Source organism: Embleya hyalina, assembly GCF_003967355.1.
Lineage (GTDB): Bacteria > Actinomycetota > Actinomycetes > Streptomycetales > Streptomycetaceae > Embleya > Embleya hyalina.
The window spans coordinates 132,729-156,042 of sequence record NZ_BIFH01000038.1 but is presented as its reverse complement, the minus strand read 5'-3'; the positions used below and the strand labels follow the sequence as shown (position 1 = coordinate 156,042).

General features: G+C 72.9%; 16 protein-coding genes. 5 read left to right on the top strand and 11 right to left on the bottom strand.

The genetic code is table 11. The features are described 5' to 3' along the window. Window positions 1–3 precede the first annotated feature (3 nt). The gene (locus EMA17_RS39555) at window positions 4–825 is read right to left on the bottom strand and encodes an alpha/beta hydrolase (RefSeq protein WP_126642055.1); all 822 of its coding nucleotides are present in this window, start codon (window positions 823–825) and stop codon (window positions 4–6) included. A gap of 347 nt (window positions 826–1,172) precedes the next feature. Between EMA17_RS39555 and EMA17_RS39550 the strand changes: the two genes are divergently transcribed. Further along, window positions 1,173–1,391 (top strand): hypothetical protein, encoded by a 219-nt coding sequence (locus tag EMA17_RS39550; protein ID WP_126642054.1) that lies wholly within the window; start codon window positions 1,173–1,175, stop codon window positions 1,389–1,391. Between the two features lie 909 nt (window positions 1,392–2,300). Then, on the top strand, window positions 2,301–3,083 hold the full coding sequence (locus EMA17_RS39545; protein ID WP_218043222.1) for an SDR family NAD(P)-dependent oxidoreductase: 783 nt from the start codon (window positions 2,301–2,303) through the stop codon (window positions 3,081–3,083). Between the two features lie 186 nt (window positions 3,084–3,269). On the opposite strand, the gene EMA17_RS39540 is transcribed toward EMA17_RS39545, so the two are convergent. Next, window positions 3,270–4,370 (bottom strand): chitinase, encoded by a 1,101-nt coding sequence (locus EMA17_RS39540; RefSeq protein WP_126642053.1) that lies wholly within the window; start codon window positions 4,368–4,370, stop codon window positions 3,270–3,272. A gap of 1,815 nt (window positions 4,371–6,185) precedes the next feature. Further along, a complete protein-coding gene (locus EMA17_RS39535) occupies window positions 6,186–6,845 on the bottom strand; it encodes a TetR/AcrR family transcriptional regulator (RefSeq protein ID WP_126642052.1) in 660 nt (219 codons plus the stop codon). Between the two features lie 169 nt (window positions 6,846–7,014). Between EMA17_RS39535 and EMA17_RS39530 the strand changes: the two genes are divergently transcribed. Then, window positions 7,015–8,616, top strand: a complete 1,602-nt coding sequence (locus EMA17_RS39530) for a flavin-containing monooxygenase (protein ID WP_126642051.1) — start codon at window positions 7,015–7,017, stop codon at window positions 8,614–8,616. 69 nt (window positions 8,617–8,685) lie between these two features. Here EMA17_RS39530 and EMA17_RS39525 read toward each other — a convergent pair whose 3' ends face one another. Continuing rightward, the gene (locus EMA17_RS39525) at window positions 8,686–9,180 is read right to left on the bottom strand and encodes a DUF2867 domain-containing protein (protein ID WP_246127197.1); all 495 of its coding nucleotides are present in this window, start codon (window positions 9,178–9,180) and stop codon (window positions 8,686–8,688) included. A gap of 136 nt (window positions 9,181–9,316) precedes the next feature. Here EMA17_RS39525 and EMA17_RS39520 point away from each other — a divergent pair, with 136 nt between their 5' ends. Then, window positions 9,317–10,489, top strand: coding sequence for a MalY/PatB family protein (locus EMA17_RS39520; RefSeq protein ID WP_126642049.1), 1,173 nt, complete (start codon window positions 9,317–9,319; stop codon window positions 10,487–10,489). A gap of 58 nt (window positions 10,490–10,547) precedes the next feature. Here the strand turns inward: EMA17_RS39520 and EMA17_RS39515 are convergent, their stop codons facing one another. Continuing rightward, the gene (locus tag EMA17_RS39515) at window positions 10,548–11,123 is read right to left on the bottom strand and encodes a hypothetical protein (RefSeq protein WP_148112341.1); all 576 of its coding nucleotides are present in this window, start codon (window positions 11,121–11,123) and stop codon (window positions 10,548–10,550) included. Window positions 11,124–11,340: 217 nt separating this feature from the next. Beyond that, a complete protein-coding gene (locus EMA17_RS39510) occupies window positions 11,341–11,856 on the bottom strand; it encodes a VOC family protein (RefSeq protein ID WP_126642047.1) in 516 nt (171 codons plus the stop codon). A gap of 500 nt (window positions 11,857–12,356) precedes the next feature. Between EMA17_RS39510 and EMA17_RS39505 the strand changes: the two genes are divergently transcribed. Then, complete coding sequence (locus EMA17_RS39505) at window positions 12,357–13,658, top strand: helix-turn-helix domain-containing protein (protein ID WP_246127200.1); 1,302 nt, start codon at window positions 12,357–12,359, stop codon at window positions 13,656–13,658. Between the two features lie 29 nt (window positions 13,659–13,687). Here EMA17_RS39505 and EMA17_RS39500 read toward each other — a convergent pair whose 3' ends face one another. From EMA17_RS39500 to EMA17_RS39475, 5 genes are all read right to left on the bottom strand, one after another. Next, window positions 13,688–16,555 carry a non-ribosomal peptide synthetase gene (locus EMA17_RS39500; protein ID WP_246127196.1) on the bottom strand — a complete coding sequence of 956 codons (2,868 nt, stop codon included), beginning with the start codon at window positions 16,553–16,555 and terminating at the stop codon, window positions 13,688–13,690. A gap of 1,592 nt (window positions 16,556–18,147) precedes the next feature. Further along, window positions 18,148–19,017 carry an SDR family oxidoreductase gene (locus tag EMA17_RS39490; RefSeq protein WP_126642044.1) on the bottom strand — a complete coding sequence of 290 codons (870 nt, stop codon included), beginning with the start codon at window positions 19,015–19,017 and terminating at the stop codon, window positions 18,148–18,150. Further along, window positions 19,014–19,733: a thioesterase II family protein gene (locus tag EMA17_RS39485; RefSeq protein WP_126642043.1), complete on the bottom strand. Its 720-nt coding sequence runs from the start codon at window positions 19,731–19,733 to the stop codon at window positions 19,014–19,016. Before EMA17_RS39485 ends, EMA17_RS39490 begins: the two co-directional genes overlap by 4 nt. Before the next feature lie 97 nt (window positions 19,734–19,830). Beyond that, window positions 19,831–20,889: a pyridoxal-phosphate dependent enzyme gene (locus tag EMA17_RS39480; RefSeq protein WP_126642042.1), complete on the bottom strand. Its 1,059-nt coding sequence runs from the start codon at window positions 20,887–20,889 to the stop codon at window positions 19,831–19,833. Then, complete coding sequence (locus tag EMA17_RS39475) at window positions 20,886–23,312, bottom strand: lantibiotic dehydratase (RefSeq protein ID WP_126642041.1); 2,427 nt, start codon at window positions 23,310–23,312, stop codon at window positions 20,886–20,888. Before EMA17_RS39475 ends, EMA17_RS39480 begins: the two co-directional genes overlap by 4 nt. Window positions 23,313–23,314 lie beyond the last annotated feature (2 nt).

Genomic DNA, 23,314 nt, shown 5'->3' with positions numbered 1-23,314 from the left:
GGGTCAGGCCGGGGTCGGGGCCGCGGCGGCGGGGAAGCCGACGTCGGCGAGCCAGGTCAGCGTGCTCTCCGCGATTTCCGGCCATCCGCTGTCGATGACCAGCGAGTGGCCCCGGTCCTCGAAGCAGCGATAGTCCGTGGTGGCCCGGGAGTCGCGATAACGCTTGAGGGTCGCACGGGTCAGCACGTCCGGGACGGTGTGGTCCTGCTTTGCGGACAGCAGCAGGAGCGGTCCGCGCGACTGGTTGCGGGTGGCGACCTCGGCGGCGGAGTTGCGGGTGAGGTTGCCCAGGGCCAGTTGGAAGAGCGGACGGGCCGGGCCGGGGATCGTCCAGGCCGCGAACAGGTCCTCCGACTCCTTGCGGGACACGGTGTTGGCGAAGCCGTAGCGGAAGCGGGCCTGATTCAGCGACACCGCGCGTTTGGCGTTGGCGGGGTTGCGCAGGAACGCGAACGTCGACTTGGCCTGGGCCGGTCCGATCGCCTTGACGCCCTTGATCTGGCCGGGACAGATCGCCACGGCCGCGGCGGCCAGGCCCTCGCCGAGCAGCTGCTGGGCGATGAAGCCGCCGACGGAGTGGCCGATCAGCACCGGCGGTGTATCGAGGTCGCGGATCACGTCCGCGTGCGCCGCGGCGATCTCGGCGAGGCCGACGCCGGCCTGGCTCTGCGGGTCCCGGCGGGTCGCCAGTACGGTGCCCGGCACCCCTGGCCACTCGGGCGCGAGCGGCTCGTAGCCGGCCTCCCGGAATCGTTCGATCCACTTGCGCCAGCTGGTCGAATGCAGCCACAAACCATGAATGAACACCACGGGAGTACGTTTCACGGCCCTACCTCGCCTCGCTCGCCAAACCCCCCGTCGCGCAGTTCGAACAAGATCCTTTCCCGCCACTGTGACACCGCCCCCGGCACGCCGCCGGCGGGGTGGCGGAGCCCATTCCGGGGGTCCGAGCGCGACGCGACCGAGGCGGTGCAGCGGGCGTGTGGTTGTGTCCCGGGGTGGGGGTGTCGACGGAGGCAGATTTCGGAATGTGCGTCATGTAAGGTTTCTACAGATGTGTAGAAGCTTGGTTTCGGCGGGCTCGGTGCGAGCGAGGCCGCTTGGTCGCCTGCGATTCAGGGGGTGGAACTGTGCTGAATGATCATCGAGAGCGACGCATGGGAGTCGAGTGGGTGACGGCTCCTCCGGACGAGGAGATCCACCGGGTCTACGAGCCGGTGGAGATCCGCAACCGGGACGGCAGTTGGGCCCTGGGACGAATCAACGCGCGCTGGTACGGCGACCGCGGCGAGGACTGGTGCCGGCTGCGCATCGTGGGCAGCGACCGACCGGCGCGGTGGGTCCCGTTCGACCCGGACGTCTTCGTCGAACTGCAGATCGACGGAACCTGAAAAGCCGCGCCCACCTGCCCGCAGGGCGGGTGGGCGCGGGGTCGTGGCGGGCACCGGGTTGCGGCGGGCGCGGGTATTGGCGTGCGCAGGGCCGAGCGGGCACGGAGTCGCGGCGGGCGCGGGGCTGTGGCGGGCACGGAGTCGTGGCGGGCGCAGGTATTGGCGTGCGCGGGGCCGGGCGGGCACGGAGTCGCGGCAAGCACAGGGCCGAGGCGGGCGCGGAATCGCGGCGGGCGCAGGTATTGGCGTGCGCAGGGCCGAGCGGGCACGGAGTCGCGGCAAGCACAGGGCCGAGGCGGGCGCGGAATCGCGGCGAGCGCGGGTATTGGCGTGCGCAGGGCCGAGCGGGCACGGAGTCGCGGCGGGCACGGGGCGGTAACGGGCACGGAGTCGCGGCGAGCGCGGGTATTGGCGTGCGCAGGGCCGAGCGGGCACGGAGTCGCGGCGGGCACGGGGCCGTGGCCGTGGCCGTGGCCGCCACAGGGTTGCAGCGAGCGCAGGGCCAAGGCGAGCGCAGGGCTGGAACGAGCGCCGGGCCGGGGCGAGCGGAGGAGCGTAGCCGACTTTGGGTTGTGGCGAGCGCGCGGGGCCTCCGACCGGCGCCGCGTTGCCCGGCACTCCCCTCCTCTGGCTCGGGGCACAGCGCCGACCGCTCGGCCCGGGCGCGGGGCCGTGGGGTGTGGCGCCGCCTGTCGGTAGGCGCCAGGGGCCCGAGCATGGCGGCGCCCGGCGCGTCCCTTCCGGCTCGGGACGCACCGGCGCCGGGCCGCGCGGGGCCGAGACACACTGCTGCCGACCGGCGCGGGCCGACGTACGGCCGGACCGGCGGGTGCCCGTCGGGGGTGTGGGGTTGTGCGTCGTTGTTGGGCTCGTAGGCTCGGGCGTTCGACGCAGTATGAGGAGGTCGTCGTGTCCGATGAGACGTGGGGCTTTCCCGCCGTGGGGCGGCGGGTGTTGGTCAGTGGGGCCGCGCGGGGGCTGGGTCGGGCCGTCGCCCGGGCGTTCGCCGCGCACGGGGACCGGGTCGTGGTGCACTACGGGTCGCGGCGGGACGAGGCCGAGGAGACGCTGGGCGGCCTGGCCGGCCGGGGCCACGTACTGATCGGCGCGGACCTCGCCGAGCCGGACGCGGTCGAGCGGCTGGTGACCGAGGCGGAGGAGGCCCTCGGCGGCATCGACGTGCTGGTCAACAACGCCGCCGTCAACACCCCGCATCCGCCGGCCACGACCGACTACGCCGAGTGGGTGACCGCCTGGCAGCGCCACGTCGCGGTGAACCTCGTCGGCGCCGCCGGGCTGAGCCACCTCGTCGCCCGGGGCATGATCGCGCGCGGCACCGGCGGCCGCATCGTCAACGTCGGCTCGCGCGGCGCCTTCCGGGGCGAGCCGGACCACCCCGCCTACGGCGCCACGAAGGCCGGACTGCACGCGCTGGGTCAATCCCTGGCGGTGGCGCTCGCCCCGCACCGGATCGCGGTCGCCTCGGTCGCTCCGGGCTTCATCGACACCGACCGCGTGGCCCACCGCCTCTCCGGCGCGGAGGGTGCCGCGATCCGCGCCCAGAGCCCGTTCGGCCGGGTCGCCGATCCGGCCGAAATCGCCGCCGCCGTCCTGTGGTTGACCTCTCCGGAGGCCGAATGGGCGTCCGGCACGATCCTCGACCTCAACGGCGCCTCCCACCTGCGCACCTGAACCGACTCCGGATCGGGGCACGGAGCCCAGGGCCGGAGCCCAGGGGCCCGGAGCCCGGGCTCGGGGTCCGAGCCCGCCCCCGCCGATCGAGCATCCGTCATGCGCACCCTGGTGCAGCCGGTCACGAACGGCGCGGGCAGTCCCATCGCCCCCGGGTGGGGCCGACGGGACTGCCCGGCGGTGCGGTCAGCGGCCCTGGAGGGCCTTGACGTTGTTGCCGAAGGTCCAGTTGCGCGAGCCGTCCCAGTTCAGCGACCAGGTCATCAGACCCTTGAGTGCGCCGCCGTACTTGTTCCACGCCTGGGAGACCAGACCGGTCGACATGTAGCCGCCGCCGGCGCCCGGTTGCGCGGGCAGGCCGGGGACCTGCTTGTCGTAGGGAACCTTGATCGTGGTGCCCTGGACGACCAGGCCACGGTTCAGGCAGTCGGTCTGCGCGGTGAAGCCGGCGACGGTGCCGGCGGAGTAGGAGTCGCCGCTGCAGCCGTACATGTTGCCGTTGTAGTACTGCATGTTCAGCCACCACAGCCGGCCGTTGTCCGCGTACTTCTTCACGATCGGCAGGTAGGCGCCCCAGATCGAACCGTAGACCACGCTGCCACCGGTGACGTAGGCCGTCTCGGGGGCCATGGTCAACCCGAACTGCGGTGGCATCTGGGCCAGTACGCCGTCGATGATGTGGATCAGGTTGGCCTGCGAGGTGGACAGGGTGTTGATGTTGCCGCCGCCGACCAGTCCGGTCTCGATGTCGATGTCGATGCCGTCGAATTGGTACTTCTTCAGGATCGGCACCACGGTCGCGATGAACCGGTCCGCCACGGCACGGGAGTTGAGGTCGATGCCGGCGGCGGCGCCGCCGATGGACATCAGGATGGTGGCGCCGGCCGCCTTGGCCTGGCACATCTCGGCCGGGGTGGCCACCTTCACGGTCGCGTCCATCCCGTCCTCCCACAGGACGGTGCCGTCGCCGAGGATGACCGGGAACGCCGCGTTGAGCACGTTGTATCCGTGCGCGGCGATGCGCGCGTCGGTGATCGGGATCCAGCCGAGCGGCGGGTGTACGCCGTTGACCGCGCCGTCCCAGTTCTCCCAGTAGCCCTGGATCACCTTGCCGAAGGGCTTCGGTTTGCGCGGACAGAGCTCGTCGCCCGGGTCGGCGGCGGCGCTCGCCCGGTGCGGATGGCCGCTGCCCTGGATGCCGTCCGGGGCGGACGCGGCGACGGAGCCGCCCATCGCGAAGGCAACCGCCAGGGCGATCCCAAGCAGGCGTGAGGTCCTGCGTTTCATGCTCGATATCCTTCCGGCCGTTCGAGCGCGGCCGGGCACGGAAGGAACGTCCTGCGTGGCACGCCTACCTCCCGGGCGGGGACGGGCCCGGAAACTCACGTGGTGCAACACCAAAACGCTAAAGTGGTCCAGACCTCTAGGTCAACAGACCCAAACCACAGTCAAACTCCGTCAAACAAAACGCACCCCCAAGGCACCGCAACGCAACGCGGGACGCGGAGCGGAGCGGGACGCGGAGCCCGGGGCGGAGCGGGGAGCGGGGCGGAGCGGGGAGCGGGGCGGAGCGCGAAGCGAACGCCGAACGCCGGACTGAACGCGCAGCAGACGCGAAACGCGGAGCCGAACGCGAACGCGGGGCGAGGCGAAGGGCCGGGCGTAGAGCTCGAGGCCTGGCGCGGCGCCAAGGCGCGGAGTGAGGCGCAGGATGGCGTTGGACGTTGGGCGTAGGACGCGGGCAAGGCGCCCAACTCAGCGCGACACACGGCGTGAGACCACGCGAGGCTCCAGTCGGCACGAGACACAGTGCACCGCACGACGTAAGGCGACACGGAGCGGCGCACAACCCGAGCCCGCGCGAGACGCGAAGCGACGCGCAACCCGAACAGACCCGCGACGCGAAGCGGAGCCCAACCCCAACCGACCCACCACGCGAAGCGGAGCCCAACGCGAGGCGAGGCACAACCCGAGCCCGCGCGAGACGCGAGGCCGCGCGCAACCCGAACCAACCCACCACGCAAGGCGACGCACGACCCGAGGCGGCGCGGGACGCAAGGCCGCGCACAGGCCGAACCGGTCCATAGCGCGGAGCGAGGCACAACCCCAACCGACCCACCACGCGAGGCCACGCACGACCCGAACCAGCGCGGGATGCGAGGCCACGCACAAAGCCGAACCGACCCACCACGCGAAGCGACACACAACCCGAACCAGCGCGGGACGCGAAGCGGCGCGCAAGCCGAACCGGTCCATCGCGCGAAGCGACGCACAACCCCAACCGACCCACCACACGAGGCAACGCACGACCCGAGGCGATGCAGGACGCGAAGCGGCGCGCAAACCGAACCCGTCCATCGCGCGAAGCAACGCACAACCCCAACCAACCCACCACACGAAGCGACGCACAACCCGAACCCGCGCGGGACGCGAAGCAACGCGCAAGCCGAACCGGTCCATTACGCGAAGCGACGCACAACCCGAACCCGCGCGGGACGCAAGGCCACACGCAGGCCGAACCCGTCCACTACGCGAGGCGAGGCACCCCCAACCGACCCACCACACGAGGCAACACACGACCCGAACCAGCGCGGGACGCGAGGCCACGCACAAAGCCGAACCGACCCACCACGCGAAGCGACACACGACCCGAACCAGCGCGGGACGCGAAGCGGCGCGCAAGCCGAACCGGTCCATCGCGCGGAGCGAGGCACAACCCCAACCGACCCACCACACGAGGCGACGCACGACCCGAACCCGCGCGGGACGCAAGGCCACACGCAGGCCGAACCCGTCCACTACGCGAAGCGAGGCACAACCCCAACCGACCCACCACACGAGGCGACGCACGACCCGAGGCGGCGGCGGGACGCAAGGCCGCGCGCAGGCCGAACCGGTCCGTTACGCGAAGCGACGCACAACCCGAACCCGCGCGGGACGCGAGCGACGCGCAAGCCGAACCCGTCCATCGCGCGAAGCAACGCACGGCCTCAACCGACCCACCACGCGAGGCGACGCACGACCCGAACCGGCGCGGGACGCGGGGGCAGGGGCCGGGCTGTCGTGCGGAGCGAGGTGGGAGCGAATCGGGTCGGTCAGGGGTTAGTGGGGTGGGGTTGGGGGGTGGTAGATGGCGTTCAGCCAGATGTGGAGCAGGGTGTTTACCGCTTCGGGTTCGGCCAGGGATGGTTGATCGGCGGCGAACGTGGCCAGTAGGACTCGCTCGTTCATCGAGGTGAGTGCGATGGCCAGGTCTCGGGCCGGTGGGCCTTCGGGGGCGGCGCCTCGGGTGCGTTCGGCGGTGATCGCCGCGGTGGCTCGGCGGATCCAGTTCTCCATGACGCGGGCCCACAGCTCCTGTACCTCGCGGTTGGTGCCGTGGGCTCGGGCGGCGGCCAGGGTGACCGCGCGGTGCGCCCGGAAGGTCGCGAAGAAGGCGTCGATCGTCGATCGCCAGTGTGCCGTCGGATCCGCCGGCAGCTCTTCGAGCCTGCCCTCCGAGCCGGCGTCGGCCTCGGCGACCACCCGGTCGATCAGGCTGAGCAGGACCGCCTCCTTGGAGGCGAAGTAGAAGTAGAAGGTGGGTCGCGAGATGCCCGCCCCTCGGGCCAGGTCGTCGATGGAGATCTCGTCCAGGGCGCGCCCGCCCAGCAGTCGCTCTGCGGTGGCCAGGATGGCCCGCTCCCGATCGTCGCCCGAGGGACGCGAGTCGCGCCGGCCCCGACGCGGGCGGATGCTGTCCTTGGCGGGGGTCTCGGTCACCCCCGAACCCTATCGCCCGTCAAACGTCTCGACACTGTGTTGACCAGCTCGACGCCACGTCGATACCGTGTCTACGCTACCGCCCGGTAGCCGTGCGCCGCACCGGCGTTCGCTCGGGTATCGCATCCGTCGCCCGCTGTCGGGCGCCCCTCGCGGAATGGGGAACGGCATGGCCAGGGAACACGTCGACGTACTGATCGTCGGGGCGGGCCTGTCCGGCATCGGCGCCGCCTGCCACCTGCGCCGACACTCTCCGGGCAAGTCCGTACTGATCCTGGAGGGCCGCGACGCGATCGGCGGCACGTGGGACATCTTCCGCTACCCCGGGATCCGTTCCGACTCGGACATGCACACCCTCGGCTACTCCTTCCGGCCGTGGACCGCGAACGAGGCGATCGTCGAAGGCGCGGCGATCCGCGACTACATCCGCGACACGGCGCGCGAACACGGCGTGGATCGGCTGGTGCGCTTCGGCCATCGGGTGCTCGGCGCGGAGTGGTCGGGCGGCGAGGCCCGGTGGACGGTACGCGCCCGGCGACCGATCGCGTCCCCGCCGCAGGCACCCGCGGCGACGCCGATACCGACACCGATACCGACGCCGTCGCCCGACCGGGCCGACGGCACCGCATCCGATCCGGGCGACGAGACGGGCGCCACCGAAGTCGTCGAGTTGACCTGCTCGTTCCTGTTCGTGTGCACCGGCTACTACCGCTACGACCAGGGCTACACCCCCGATTTCCCCGGCATCGAGAACTTCGCCGGACCCGTCGTACACCCGCAGGCGTGGCCCGAGGATCTGGACTACACCGACAAGCGGGTGGTGGTCATCGGCAGCGGCGCCACCGCCGTCACCCTCGTCCCCTCGATGGCCGCCACCGCCGCGCACGTGACCATGCTCCAGCGCTCGCCCGCCTACGTGATGGCGCTGCCCGCGCGCGACGCGGTGGGCCGGCGGCTGCGTCGGGTATTGCCGGACCGTGCCGCGCTGCCGCTGATCCGGGCCAAGAACATCGGCCTCGCCATGCTCGCCTTCCGCCTCTCGCGCAGTACGCCGGGGCTGATGAAGTCCGTGCTGCGCAGGGGCGCCATCCGGCAACTGCCCGAAGGCTACGACGTGGACACCCACTTCGCGCCGCGCTACGACCCGTGGGACCAGCGCATGTGCTTCGTGCCCGACGGCGACCTGTTCGCCGCGCTGCGGGGCGACCGGGCCTCGATCGTCACCGACACCATCGCCGGCTTCACCGCGACGGGACTGCGTCTGGACTCGGGCGCCGAGTTGCCCGCCGACATCGTGGTCACCGCGACCGGCCTGAACCTGCTGGCCATCGGCGGCATGACACTGACCGTCGACGGGACGCCGATCGAACTGTCCGAGACAGTCGCCTACAAGGGCATGATGCTCTCCGGCGTGCCCAACTTCGCCGTGACCCTCGGCTACACCCACGCCACGTGGACGCTCAAGTGCGGCCTGGTCAGCCGCTACGTCTGCCGACTGCTCAACCACATGGACGCGCACGGCCATCAGGTGTGCACGCCACAGGCTCCGGCCGCCGACACGCCGCTCGAACCACTGTTCGACCTGAAGTCCGGCTACGTGCTGCGCGGCACCGCGATGTTTCCCAAGCAGGGCCCGACCGCGCCGTGGCGGCTGTACCAGAACTACCCCCGCGACGTGCTGCTGCTCGGGCACGGTTCGCTCCGGGACCGGGGGATGCGCTTCGGCCGCGCCACCGCCCGGCCGCGCCCGGCCGATACCACCGCACGCTGAACGACCCCCGAACGGCGGGGAGTTGCGGGGCGGGTACGGGAGAACCGGCCCCGGAAGCGGGTCGTCCGCTCAGCCGCGCGGCGCGGCGCGGCCCGCCCGCCGGAGGATCCAGGGGACGGTCAGATGGTGGATCGGCGCGATCGCGCCCCACACCACGCGGCCGAGACGCCGCTCGTGGCGCACCCGGGTGATCCACACGACACCGTCGTCCCGGACCAGCAGCGTGTTGTGCGCCGTGACCAGGCGCGAACTCGCCGTCACCGTGCACGAGTCCGCGTCGGACGTCGCGATCGACCAGCCCAGCACGTGCGTGGGCGACGGTCGCGGACCCAGTCGCAACCCCAGCACGAGCGTCCACCCGATCAGCAACAGGCCGCGGAACACGGCCGGCGACCCCTCGAACGCCGCCCGGGCCCACTGCTCGGGGGTACGTGCGCGAGCCGTCGCCGTCCCGAGCTCGAACGCCGAGGCGTATTCGGCACCCGGCAACTCCGCGCCCGACAACTCCGCCCCCGGCGCCGCCACGTCCGGCACCACGATCCGCCGCACCCGCGCGCCACCCACGAAACACCCTCCCGGCACCGACCCACCGATCCGTTCGATCCTAGGGCGTATCCGACCCGGCCCCGGCGCGGCCCGCCGATCATTCGCCCTCGGCACATCCTCTTCTCCCGGCGGGTGCTCGCTTATCGTGGGTTTCATGGACAGTTTGTCGGAGCCCATCGCCGAGCACGTCGATCCGCTGCGCGCGCTCACGTTGGAGACGCTGCGTCGGCGCACCAGCATGAAGTGGCACACCTACCCGGAGGATGTACTTCCGCTGTGGGTGGCCGAGTTGGACGTCCCGCTGGCCGAGCCGATCATCCAGGCCGTGACCGACGCCGTCCGGCTCGGTGACACGGGGTATGCCGCCGGTAGCGAATACGCCACCGCCCTGGCCGATTTCGCGGCCGAACGTTGGGGGTGGCACTCGTTGGCGGTCGAGCGTACGGCGATCGTGCCGGACGTGATGCAGGGCGTGGTCGAGATGCTCAAGCTGGTCACCGGGCCGGGCGATCGGGTCGTGGTCAACTCGCCGGTGTATCCGCCGTTCTACATGTTCCTGAAGCACATGGATCGACAGGTCGTGGAGGCCCCGCTCGGCGCGGACCACCGGATCGATCTCGACGTGCTGGCCGACACCTTCCGTACCGCGACGGCCGCCGGCGGGCGGGTCGCCCTCCTGCTGTGCAGCCCGCACAACCCGACCGGGACGGTGCACACCGAGGCGGAACTGGCCGCCGTGGCCGGGCTGGCCGCCGAGTACGGGGTGCGCGTCGTGGCGGACGAGATCCACGCGCCGCTGGCGCCGCCGGACCGGTTCGTGCCCTACCTGAGCGTCCCGGGCACCGCCGACGGCCTGTCCCTGATGTCCGCGTCCAAGGGTTGGAACCTGGCCGGGCTCAAGGCGGCGCTCGCCATCGCCGGCCCGGACGCCGCCGAGGAACTGGCCGCGCTGCCCGAGGAGGTGAGCCACGGTCCCAGCCACGTCGGCGTGATCGCGCACACCGCCGCGCTGCGCGACGGTGTCGGCTGGCTGGACGCCCTCCTGGCCGGACTCGCGGCGAACCGGCGGCTCCTGGCCGACCTGCTCGCCGAACACCTGCCGGCCGTGCGCTACACCCCTGCCGAAAGCACCTACCTGGCCTGGCTCGACTGCCGCGACCTCGGCCTCGGCGACCACCCGGCGGCGTACTTCCTCGACCGGGCCAAGGTCGCGCTGACCTGCGGCGCCGACTTCGGCACCGGCGGCGCGGGCCACGCCCGGCTCAACCTGGGCACCCACCCGGACATCGTCACCGACGCGATCCGCCGGATGGCCGCCGCGCTCTGACCGGCACACCCGCCGTCGGGACGGCCGATCCGCAGGGACCCGGCTGGCTGGCGGGTGCTCAGTCCGCCCGGTTCGGGCCGGCCAGGTACTCCAGCGCGTGCAGCAGGTACGCGGCGGAGGGGTCGGTTCGGTCGGTGCGCAGCGCCCACAGCGCGACCTCGGTCGGGAACTGTACGTCGGCGAACGCGATCACCACGCCGCTGCCGTCCAGGAACAGCCGACTGCGGGCGCTGCCCAGGTCGATCCACGTCTCGGCGACCGCGAGGGCGGCGGCCTCGTCCGCGCAGGGCAGGTAGGCGAAGCGGCCGTCCACCAGGCCGGGCGGCAGGATCCGGGCGGCTCGGCGCACCCGGGCGAGGTGGGTCTCGAAGGCGTCCGTATGCTCCCGCGCGGTCCAGGGCAGCCGCGAACGCCACAGCAGGCAGGTGCACCACGCGGTCACCAACGCCGCGTCCGGATCGACGGCGGAGACCGCGTCGGGCCGGCCGGCGGCGTCGGGGTGCGGCCCGGTACGCATCAGGTGTCCGGCCGCGACCCGCTCCACCACGGCGTCGGGCTGTTCCTCGCTCAACGATCCGATCCCGTTCTCGATGCCCGCGCCGAAGTCGCCGGCGCCCGTCATGTCACGCTGCACGGAACGGTAGTCCACCGGGTCGCCGGACCGCCCACGCCCCGCCGGGCCGGGCCGGGCCGGGCCGCGCGGGTGTCGATCCGGGCCCGGCCCGCCCGGGCCCGGAACATTCGTCGCGCGCGCCCTCCGGTTCGGCGAGGTTCCGGCGACGATCGGCGCGATCGTCGCCGGCGGGTTCCCGCCGAGGAGCGCCCGGGATTCGGGGCCGGTCCGTCCCGCCTCAGGCCGGTGCGCCCACCACTCGGTCGCCGGCCGGCCGGCCGTACCGGTGTTGTCGGGCGCGGTCGAAGTCGAGGGACGTACAGCGCGGTTCGTCCGGGTGGGGCCGGTCCCCGAGCGGGACACGCCAGAGGATCTCGACCATGATCCCGTCCGGGTCGTGACCGTGGACGGAAAGGCGCGTGCCCTGGTCGACGCTGCGGCCGAGGGCGTCGGCCGTGAGCAACCGGCCGCGTGCGCCGTGGAGTTGGGCGATCGTGTCGACCTCGAAGGCGACGTGGTACAGCCCCGGCCGGCGTCGGCCGACGACCGCTCCGGGGCCGGTGTCGGCGATCAGGCCCAGGTCGTGGCGGGTACTCGACTCCGGCGCGGAGCGGAGCAGGGTCATGGCCGGCCAGTGCGCGGCGGCGGGCAGGCGGCCGATCACCTCCAGGCCCACGACGTCACGGTAGAACCGGGTGGAGAGATCGAGGTCGCGGACGGACAGGACCATGTGGTTGGTCCGACGGATCGTCACCGTGCCTCCCTGGGTGACTTGTTCGAGGCGAGCCGCGCGCAACGAGGGATGCGACGCGGGTCGTTCGACGTGGACCGCGCGACGGGGGACGCGCGTTCGGCGCAGGGGATGTGCGTTCGACACAGGGGAGTCGAGCGAACTCCGCCCACAGCGTAGAGTAGTCGCAGCGTGACCGACGGGTCACGTGTCGGATTCGAAAGCCGGCAAACATCACTGATGCAACAACTGTCACATCGGCATCCCAACCGGACTTCGGGGCAGGGTGTTTGGCGGGATTCAATCTGCCGGCACCGCCTTCCGCTCTCCTAGGGTGACTCTCTGGATGGGCAGTACAACCATCTCCCCCGCCCATTCGTCGCCCGATCGGCGTCGACCTGCGCCGGGAGAACGCTCCACAAGAGCCCGCGGGCCTTCGGAACCCGGACGGGCCACCTCACCCGGGGTGCGTCCGGGCAGTGCCGACAGTTTCCACACAGGAAAGGTTCGGTCCCTTGCAGCAGGTGAACATGGACGATCACACCGTGTCGTTCGGCGCCGCCCTGCGCCATCATCGTCGACAACAGGGCCTGTCCCTGCGGCAGTTGGCCGGCCTCGTGGCCTACAGTCCGGGCTGGCTGAGCAAGATAGAGAACGGCATGTCGACGCCGACCATGCAGTTGGCCCGATTGTGCGACCGGGAACTTGCCGCCGAGGGTGTACTGGCCGCACTGGCCGGCTCCGCCGCCGACGACCTCCCGCCCCGCCTGCGTCCGGCCCAACTCCCGCCCTCGACCACCGGATTCATCGGCCGTGAACGCGAACTCCGCAATCTCGACGCGCTCCTGGCACACAGTACGGAGACCGGCCTGCCGCTCACGGTCGCCATCGACGGACCCGCCGGCGTGGGCAAGAGCGCGCTGATGATCCGCTGGGCCGGACAGGTCTCCGGGTCGTTTCCCGGCGGTGTGCTCTACCGCGACCTGCGCGGCTCCTCCCCCGATGCCGAACCGGTGCGTCCGACCGAGGCGTTGGCCGACTTCCTGATCGCGCTTCGGGTGTGTCCGCCCGCCGTCCCGGCCGACCTGGAACAGCGTGCCGCGATGTTCCGCAGCCTGCTGGCCGGCCTGCGCATGCTGGTGATCCTGGACAACGCGGCGGACTCCCGGCAGGTCGCGCCCCTGCTGCCGGGAACCGCCGGTTGTGCCGCCGTGGTGACCAGTCGCCGCCGACTGACCGGGATCGCGGTGCGCGCCGGCGCGTCCAAGATCCCGCTCGGACCGATGTCGCCGGCCGAGTCGGTGGCACTGCTGTGCGCGGTGGTCGGCCCCGATCGGGTGCTCGCCGAGGCGGACGCGGCCGGGAAGTTGGCTCGACACTGTGCCCATCTGCCGCTGGCGCTGCGGATCGCCGCCGAGCGCCTGGCCGCCCGACCGCACCGCTCGCTCGCCCTGCTCGCCGAGGAACTCGACGACGAGAAGAGCCGGTTGGATCTGCTGGCCGACGCCGACGACCCGCACCTCGCGCTGCGCTCCGCGTTCTTCGGGTCCTATCGCGACCTCGACCCGGAGGCCGCGCGGGCCTTTCGCCTGCTCGGCCTGCATCCGGACGGGCGCCTGGAGGCGGCCGTCGCCGCGGGGCTGATCGGCCGCCCGCTCGGACACACCCGCCGACTGCTGGAAAGCCTGGTCAGCGTGCACCTGTTGGAGGAGACCGGCCCCGACCGCTACCGCCTCGCCACCCTGCTGCGCGCGTACGCGGCCGAACGCGCCGGCGACGAGGAGGCCCGCGTCGGCGCCGACGACCCGGGGCCGACCGCTCGCTGACGTACCCGACGGCGCCGGGCCGACCCCGCTCACCCGGCGCCCTCGGTCAACAACGCCACCAGGCGCGGCACGGTGGCGTGCCGGTAGAACTGCCGCACCGTGATCCGGGGCAGACCGGCGGCCCGCAACTCGGCGAGCAGCCGTGTCGCCGACAGCGAGTTGCCGCCGACCTCGAAGAAGCCCTCGTCCGGCCTCGCGTCGGCCCCCAACACCCGCCGCCAGATCTCCCACACCGTCGCGGCCGTCGCGGACTCGGCGGCCGTACCGGGCCCGGCGGCCGTGTCGGCCGCCATCGGGCCCGGGCCGGTCGAGGCCGGTCCCGCGACGTCGTCCGGCGCGGACAGTGCGGCAAGCCGGTCGGTATCGACCTTCCCGTTCACCGTCAGCGGCAGCGCCGGCACCACGACGGCCCGGCCCGGCACCATGTATTCCGGCAACACCGCCCGCGCCGCGCGCAGCACCTGCGCCGGGTCGCCGCCGTCGACCAGCACGAGATACGCGTCGATCCGGGCTTCCGCTCCGTCGCCGGCGCTCGCCCCGCGGACCACCGCCGCCGCCTCGATCACACTCGTGTGCTCCAGCAACACCGCCTCGATCTCACCCAGTTCGATGCGGTAGCCGCGCACCTTCACCTGGCTGTCCAGGCGGCCCAGATGATCGATACGGCCGTCCGCGCGCAGCCGCCCCCGGTCGCCGCTGCGGTAGACCCGCTGCCCGGTGAGCGGATCCACCACGAATCGTTCGGCCGTCTGCTCCGGGCGGTCCAGGTAGCCGATGGCCACGCCGGCGCCGCCGACCCACAACTCGCCCGCCACCCCGGGCGGTAGCACCCGTCCCCTCGGGTCGCGCACCGACACCCACCAGCCCGGCAGCGGCGCGCCGACGGACCGCGCCTCGCCGGCCGCCCGGGTCGGGGTCAGCGGCTGGGCGGTGACGTGCACGGTCGTCTCGGTGATGCCGTACATGTTCACCAACCGGCACTCCGAGTACGAGTGCCGCTCGAACCAGGGGCGCACCATCGGCGGATGCAGCGGCTCGCCGCCGAAGACCACCAGGCGCAGCGCCAGATCCTCGGCCCGTCGGCGGTCCACCTCGACGAGTTGGGCGAAGGCGGACGGCGTCTGGTTGAGCACGGTCACGCGCCGCTCGACCAGCAGATCGTAGAAGTCCTCGACCGAGCGGGCCGTCCAGTAGGACACCACCACGAGGTGGCCGCCGCCGAGCAGGCAGCCCCAGATCTCCCAGACCGAGAAGTCGAAGGCGGTGGAGTGGAACAGGGTCCAGACGTCGTCGACTCCCGGGGCGAGCAGGTCGCGGGTCGCGTCGAGCAGCGCGAGGACGTTGCCGTGCGGCACCTCGACGCCCTTCGGGCGGCCGGTGGAGCCGGAGGTGTAGATCACGTAGGCCGGATGCTCTTCGCCGACGGCGGGTGCGGTGAACTCGGGCTGATCCGTGCCGCGTTGGCGGATCGTCGCCGGGTCGAGGACGGTGACGGTCGGGTCGGTCGGATCGGTCGGGAAGTTCTTCGGGTCGCCGATCACCAGGCGCAGGCCGGCGTCCGTCGCGGTGTGCCGCAGTCGCGCGTGTGGATGGCGTACGTCCAGCGGCACATAGGTGCAACCGGCGATGAGTACGGCCAGGAGGACCACCACGATCTCGGCGTCCGGCTCCAGGAACACGCCTATCCGGTCGCCGGGTTCGGCGCCCGCCGCTTGGAGGCCGCGAGCCGTCAGGTCGGCGCGGGCGGCCAACTCCCGGTACGTGTACGTGCCGTCGTCGTCCGAGAGGGCGATCGCGTCGGGTCGGGCGGCGGCCGTCGCTGCGAAGCGGGCGTGGATCGTGTTCGCCCGGTCGGAGGCCGGGTCGAGTCGCCGTTCCACGCCGCCCAGCCGCAGCGTGTCCCGGGCCTCGGCGGTGCTCAGCCAGGTGATCGTGGCCAGCGGCGCGGTGTCGGCGGCGGCGTGCAACTCGCGGACGACGCGCGCCACATGCCGGCAGATGCGCTCGGCGACCGAGGCGTCGACCAGTCCCGCGTCGTGGCGGCAGGTCAGCGTCGGGGTGCCGGCCGGGTCCTCCGCGGCGTAGAGCGTGAGCGGCGCGATCGGGGCCAGGGACGGGCGGTAGTCGGCCCACCCGTCCGCGCCGTCGGCGGCGGTGATCAGTACCGTCCGCGGCACCGGGCCCGGTTCCGTCGGCGCGACCGCGATCGGCCCGGCGCCGGGGCAACTCGCGGCGATCAGGTGCAGGTAGCGGCCGACCGTGTCGTCCTCGTCCACCCGCACGTCGTGTACATGCGGCCCCAGTCGGCGGCATCGCCCGTACGGCGTCGCGGCGGCCACGGTCTCGGCGGCGACGTCCAGAACGGCGAAGCGCTGCCACGGCTCGCCCGCGTGCCGGGCCGACACGAGCGCCACCGCCGCCGGGAGCAGCCGCTCGTACAGGCCGGGCAGCGCGGGCAGGGGCACCGACGCCCACCCGATCCGCCCGACCTCGCCGGGCTCCCCGAGCGCCCAGTCCGGCGCGGCCTCGGGACGGTTCGCCCGGAACTCCGGCAGTTCGGCGACGAGCGTCGGCACGGAGGGTGCGGTCACCGGGTCGGCCGGGATCGGGCCGCCGAACAACACATCGGCCAGTCGGTGCAGCCCGAGCGGCGACACCGCCGCCCGCTCCGCGACCAGGACCAGGTCGGCAACGCCGTCGGCGTACACCAGGACCAACACCCGCAGCGGCCCCGCGGCCGGATGCACCGGCCGCTCCGCCTCGCGCTCCCGCCGCCGCCTGGCGACGGGATGATCCGAGTCCACGGCCACCACCTGCCGCCACACGACCCCGACCCCCGCCCCGGGCCAGGCCTCGGCGACCCGCCACAGCCCAAGGCGCACGGTCTCGTCGTCCACCCCCACCGGCAACCGCCGCACGAGGCTGTGACAACCCCGCCCAAGCTGCAACTCCCGCACGGAACGCCCCCGGCCGCACCCCGCCGAGACCGAACCACCAGCCTCGCCGGCCACATCCGACGCACCGATCCCGCCGGGACCGGAACCCACGTCGACAACGGCGGGCGCGGTCGTCACGCCCACGGCGGTCGAACCGACAACCGCGCCGAAGTCGGCCGACACAGCGGCACCATCCGGGGCCATCGAACCGAAAGCCACACCCACGGCCCCCGCCCCGGAAACCGCGCCCGCCACCATCGACCCGGCACCCACAACCACAACAGCCGAACCCGAAGCCGCGTCCACAGCGGGCACCACATCACCAGGCCCTGACACAGGAACCGCGCCCGCCACCATCGACCCGGCAGCCGCAACCACGACAGCCGAACCCGAGGCCGCGTCCACAGCGGGCACCACATCACCAGGCCCTGACACAGGAACCGCGTCTGCCACCATCGACCCGGCAGCCGCAACCACGACAGCCGAACCGGAGACCGCGTCGACAGCGGGCACCACAGCGGCGACATCCACAGCCACCACACCGAAACCCGCATCATCAGGCCCAGCCACGGAAACCGCATCCGCCACCGTCGACCCGACGGCCGCAACCACAGCAGCCGAACCGGGGGCAACAGCGGAGACCGCCGCCGCAGCGGTCCGCCCGGGGCCGAGCCCCGCCGTGTCCGACGCGGTCGGCTCGGGGGGCGCGCCCGCCCCCGCCGGCCCAACTGCCGCATCCACCACGGTAGATATCACCGCGCCGCCCCTCGAACCGGCCCCCACACCCACCGACTCGGCCCCCGCACCCACCGGCACGGAACCCACACGGCCCGCACCCTCCCGACCAGGAACCACACCCACCGACTCGGCCCCGGCATCCACCGGCACACCCGCCACCGTCCCCACACCCGCAAAAGCAGGCCCCGCACCCACCCGACCAGGAACCACACCCACCGACTCGGCCCCAGCACCCACCGGCACGGAACCCACACAGCCCGCACCCTCCCGACCAGGAACCGCACCCACCGACTCGGCCCCGGCATCCACCGGCACACCCGCCACCGTCCCCGCACCCGCGAAAGCGGGCCCCGCACCCGCCCGACCAGGAACCGCACCCACCGGCACGGAACCCACACAGCCCGCACCCACCGACTCGGCCCCGGCATCCACCGGCACGCCCGCCACCGTCCCCACACCCGCGAAAGCAGGCCCCGCACCCACCGACTCGGCCCCAGCACCCACCGGCACGGAACCCACACAGCCCGCACCTTCCCGAACAGGAACCACACCCACCGACTCGGCCCCGGCATCCACCGGCACACCCGCCACCGTCCCCACACCCGCGAAAGCGGGCCCCGCACCCACCGGCACGCCCCCTACCGTCCCCGCACCCGCGAAAGCGGGCCCCGCATCGGCGGGAGCCGGGAGCGTGCCCGTTGGGGCCGGGCCCGCCACCGCCATTCTCGGCTTGGGGCGCGTGCCGTCGGTGCCGCCCGTGCGGCCGGGCGCGTTCGTGTTCGTGTTCTCGCTCTTGCGCATCCGGGCACCGTTCTTCATCGGACCGTGAACCCCCCGTCGACCGCGAGCAGGCTTCCCGTGACCTGGCGGGCCTCGTCGCCGGCCAGCCATAGGGCCGCGCCGGCCACGTCCGCCGGTTCGACGAGGGCGTTGGTGGGCTGGGCCTGGACGAAGGCCGCCTCGTGTTCGTCGGCGGGGACGTCCAGCGAGCGGGCGATCTCGCCGAGCATGCGGCCCTCCAGGAGCGGGTCGTCGCGTACCGACCCCGGGCACAGCGCGTTGACCCGCACCCCGTAGGGCGCGTAGTCGAGCGCCGCCGCGCGGGTGAGGCCGATCAGACCGTGCTTGGCCGCGACGTAGGCGGCGAAGTTGCGGTAGCCGACCATGCCGGCGGTCGAGGAGACGTTCACGATGCTGCCGCCGCGCTGTTCGACCATCACCGGCGCCACCGCCTTCATCAGCCGCCACGCGCCGCTCAGGTCGACGTCCAGCATCAACTGCCACTCGTCCTCGCGGATCTCGTGGATCGGTTTGCCCGAAGGCGCCGCGATGCCCGCGTTGTTGAGCAGCACGTCGATCCCGCCGAACCGGTCCAGGGCCAGGTCGATCGCCCGGTCCACCGTCGCCGCGTCGGTGATGTCCGCCACGGAGGTGACCACCTCGACGCCGAGGTCGGCGCATTGCCGCGCCGTTTCCGCCAGTTGGGCCGGGGAGGCCAGCGGATACGGGACGCCGGGGTGGTCCGAGGCGACGTCGAGCAGCAACAGGTCGGCGCCCGCTTCGGCGTAGCGCACCGCGCAGGCCCGGCCCAGTCCCCGACCCGCCCCGGTGATCACGGCGGTCCGGTCCGCGAGTCGCGGGGCGCCGTCGTCGTGCGCGCGGCCCCGCATCTGCGCCGCGCTCATCGGCTCGGACCCACGGGTTGGCCCACCGTGCCCGCGATCAACCGCAGCAGGGCGTCCGCGTGTTCCGTCGGATACATGTGTCCACCCGGGAGTTCGGCGGTGAGCAGCGGCGCGGTGGTGACCGCCTGCCACTGGCCGACCTCCCGCGCCGAGACCATGTCGTCCGCACTGCCGCGCACGGTGAGGATGGGTGCGGGCAGCGGCCGATCGACGCTCGGCCGGTAGCGCTCGTGCATCTCGGCGTCCGCGCGCAGCACGGGCAACAGCAGTTCGCGGAACTCCGGATCGTCCAGGGCGGCCGGTCGATATCCGACGAACTCCGCGATCCCATCCAGGAATTGCTCGTCGGACAGGCCGGTGACCTGCCGTCGGCGCGATTGGTGCGGGCCGTGCGAGCCGCTGACCACCAGGACCGCGACGCGGATGTCGGCGGTGTCGATCAGGCGATGCGCCAACTCGTAGCCCAGGAAGGCGCCCATGCTGTGTCCGAAGACGGCGATCTCGGTACGACCCCGCAGCGCGGCCAGCACGCGCGGGGCGAGTTCGTCGATCGCGGCCCCGATGTCCCGGTGCGGCTCGTCGTCGATCAGCTCCTCCCGGCCCGGCAGTTGCACCGGAACGATGCTCAGGCCGTGTCCCTCACGCCCCCACCAGGTACGGAAGATCGAGGCACCGACCCCGGCGAAGGGCAGGCACACCAGCGGCAGGGGTTTCATCTCGGCTCCGTTTCGCATTCGCGTGTTCTCCGTTCCCACCCGCACGGCGGGCGTCCTGCTCCCGGTCTCGGACCTCGCGCTCCCGAATCCGGACGGTTCACCCGCGTCTGCGGGCGGCGGCCAGGTCGGCCAGGCCCTCGCGCAGGGCCGGTTCGGACCCGGGCGGCGGCGGGCGGCGGCTCGCGTAGACGGTGTTCAGATACGCGGCGCCCAGGTCCGGACAGATCACGCCGATCTCGCGCAGTTCCGGGTCGCCTCGGGCGGCGACCACCGCGCCCAGGAGCGCGGCGCCGGAGGAGCCGCCCAGGGTCAGGCCGGTGGCCGCACGCACGACCCGGCAGGCCGGAGCGGCGTATTCGTCGTGGACCCGCACGCACATGTCCCAATCGCCCGGGCGCAGGAACGAGGAGCGACGTCCCGACCCGAAGCCGGGGATCTTGGCCGGACGCGCGCCGCGTTCGCCGCCGGTGGCCGCCGAACCGACCGCGTCCACCCCGACGATCGTGGTGTTCGGGTGGGCACGGCGGAAGTAGGCGGACAGGCCCGCCAGGGTGCCGCCGGTGGAGATCGCCGCGACCACCGCGTCCGGGCCGACGGCACCGACGCCCCGGGCGAGTTCGGGCCCGGTCCAGCGCTCGTGCACGCTCGGGTTGGCGGGGCTGCCGTACTGGTCGGTCCAGCGCATGCGTCGATCGGCGGCGAGGATCCGGCGCACCATGCGCAGCCGTTCGGCGACCGGGTTGCCGTCGGCCGTCGGCTCGACCAGGACCACGTCGGCGCCCGCGTCCGCCATCAGCGTGATGCTCCGGCGCGGGGTGTCGCGGTCCACCACGAGGGTGCACCGATAGCCCCGGGCGCGGCAGATGCCGGCGAGCGCGACGCCCAGGTTTCCCGAGGTGGACTCGACGATCGATCCGCCCGGTACCAGGCCGCCGTCGCGTTCCAGGTGCTCGATCAGGGCGTGCGCGGTACGGGCCTTGATCGATCCGTACGCGTTGGCTCCTTCGAGCTTGAGCCACAGTCGGCGGTCGACGCCGCACACGGGCAGTATCAGCGGCACGAGCGGGGTGCCGCCGATCCCGGGTTCGCCCGCGCCGGCCCTCGGCAGGGTGAACTCCGCGTCCAGGCCCGGTGGTCCGGTCGATCCGCGATTCATCCGCTCCGCTCCCCCGCCCGTCCCCGGTAGAAGCCGAACCGGAGTTCGGCGGTGTGTCGACCCGTGTGGTCGCGCAACCACAGGTCGGCCGGTCCCGGCAACATCTCCGAGACCACGATCGGACCGTGGGCCCGGTCGAAGTGGCGCGAGAACAGGTCGGCCAGCACCGGTACCTCGAAGTCCACGAAGATCGGCTTGGGTTCGCCGGCGAAGCGCACATAGACCTGGTCGGGGAACCCGTACCGGTCGCGCAACCGGCGCATCCGGGTGCGGTTGCCCGGGTGCAGACCGCTCCAGGATCGTGGCGCCGGCGCGGGAATCCGCCAGGTCTCCCGGTGTACGACGGTGCGGCCGACGGTCAGCCGGGGCAGGTGCGGGACGTCGTCGAGGGCACGGAACATGTCCTCGGCACCGATCAGTCGGGCGCCGGTGAACGGCGTGAAGATCGACTCGACCTCGTCACCCCAGGACGGCAGCGGCGGTCTGGTCAGCAGTACTCGACCCAACGTCGGGCATTCCAAGACGAGTTCACCGCCGTCGAGGCGCACGCGCAGATCGGCCGCGCGCCCGACCCGTCCCGGCGGGCGGGGGCTGGTACCCAGGAACTCCACCTCGGGCAACACCTCGGCGCGGGCCAGCGTCTTGCGCCCGTGTGCCAGGACGGGATCGCAGATCCGCGCGTCGGTCAGCCCCTCGATCAGGCCGCCGATCTCGGCCTCGAACCCGGCCTGGTCCGGATGCAGCGCCGGCCACAGGCCCTGCAGCAACTGATCGTGCAGGCCGTGTACTTCGCCGACCACGACGGTGAAGGCGTCGGCGTCGATCGCCGCCTCGTCCGGCGCGGCGACGAACAGGTCGGCGCCCGCCACGCACCACGTGTCGAAGTCCACCTCGGCCGCGGCCCGTTTCGCCCAGTCCATGCCGAGCCGCACCCGGGGCCGGTCCGCGTCGGCCCGCAGCCGGTCGGTGAGCGCGGAGGGCCCGTCCAGCCGGGCCCGATCGTCGATCTTGCGCAGCCGCTCACCGAGCCCGGCCACCTCGGCGGCGACCAACACCCGGTCCAGCGGCACGCTTCGCCCGCCGAACGTGTCGGCGAACCATTCGGTGATCTCGGCGACCAGCCGTCGCCGCCGGGCCAGCGACAGTTCGAACAGCAGGTCCAGGAGCACCGGCGCCTCGTCGGTGAGGTACCGGTGCAGCGGGCGGCCGAGGTCGAACCGCGGCCAGGGGAAGCTCCCGTCCTCGACCAGGATCGACCGGTCGGCGTAGTGCCGGCCCGCGTCCTTGTCCGGCGCGGCTCCGGTCACCTCGGTGAACGCGCGTCCGACGGCCGACAGTGCCTCGCGGCGCGCCGCCAGGGAGGGAGCCTCGTGGAACCGCCGTCGGCGCAGCTCCAATTCGTCCAGTACGCCCCGCCACCGCCGCCCCGTCGGGCCGGACAGGCGCGCGGCGAACTCGGTCAGCGGGCGCAGCGGATCGATCAGACCGACCGGGACGGTCGGCCCGAACCGCACCAGGCCGCGCCGGTCCAGCGCACGCAGCAGATCGAGTGTGTCGTCCAGGTCCAGGCCCTCGGCGGCGGCCAGTTCGGCGGCGGTGGTCCGCCCGTCGCAGCGCGCGAGCAACGCCCGTTCGGCCGGCGTCCCGGGCGGCTCGACGCGTTCGTCCAGGGTGATCGGCCGGCGGTCGTAGCGGACCGCGAACCGTCGCCCGTCCCGCTCGACCAGGTTCGGTGGCACGCGCGGCGCCACCTCGGCGAGCACGTCGGGATCGGCGCTCATCGCGTCGGCGATCGCCTGCGCGGCCCAGTGCGTCCACGCGGTCGCCAGGCGGACCGGGGCCGGCTCCCCGAGGTCGAGCCGGAACGGATCGTCGGGGTGCACCCGGGCCCAGGCGACCGGGCCGAAGAAGCTGGTGCTCTCGTTCTTGGCGCACATCCGCTGGAGGTACATCGCGGCCAGCAGCACCCGTCGCCGGTCGGCCGAGCGCAGCCGGCTCGGGTCCGGGTCGGTCCGCAACCAGTGGTGCAGGCGTTCGTAGGCACCCCGGCTGGAGAGCAGGACGGCCTCCAGGAAGCGCGGGTCCGCGCAGGTGCGCAGCAGGCGGCGCACACACTCGGCGATCGGGTCCGCGTCGGCCGGCCCGTCCGCGACGGCGGCCGCCGCGACCTCCCGGCCCGGATCCCCGTCGACCGGGTCGAGGACGCGCAGGTCCTCCAGCAACTCGTAGGGGAACCCGGTGGATTTGACCAGTGCCCACCCGGCCGAACGCCAGGGCCCCTCGGCGGCCCGCGCCAAGGCGCGCGCCGATTCCGGAGCCGACGCCGACCCGCCCGCCGACTCACCCGCCGTGTCGCCCGCCGACCCCTGTACCGGCTCCGCTCGCGACCTCCGCGCCCCCGGGATGTCCGCCTCGTCGCCCATCC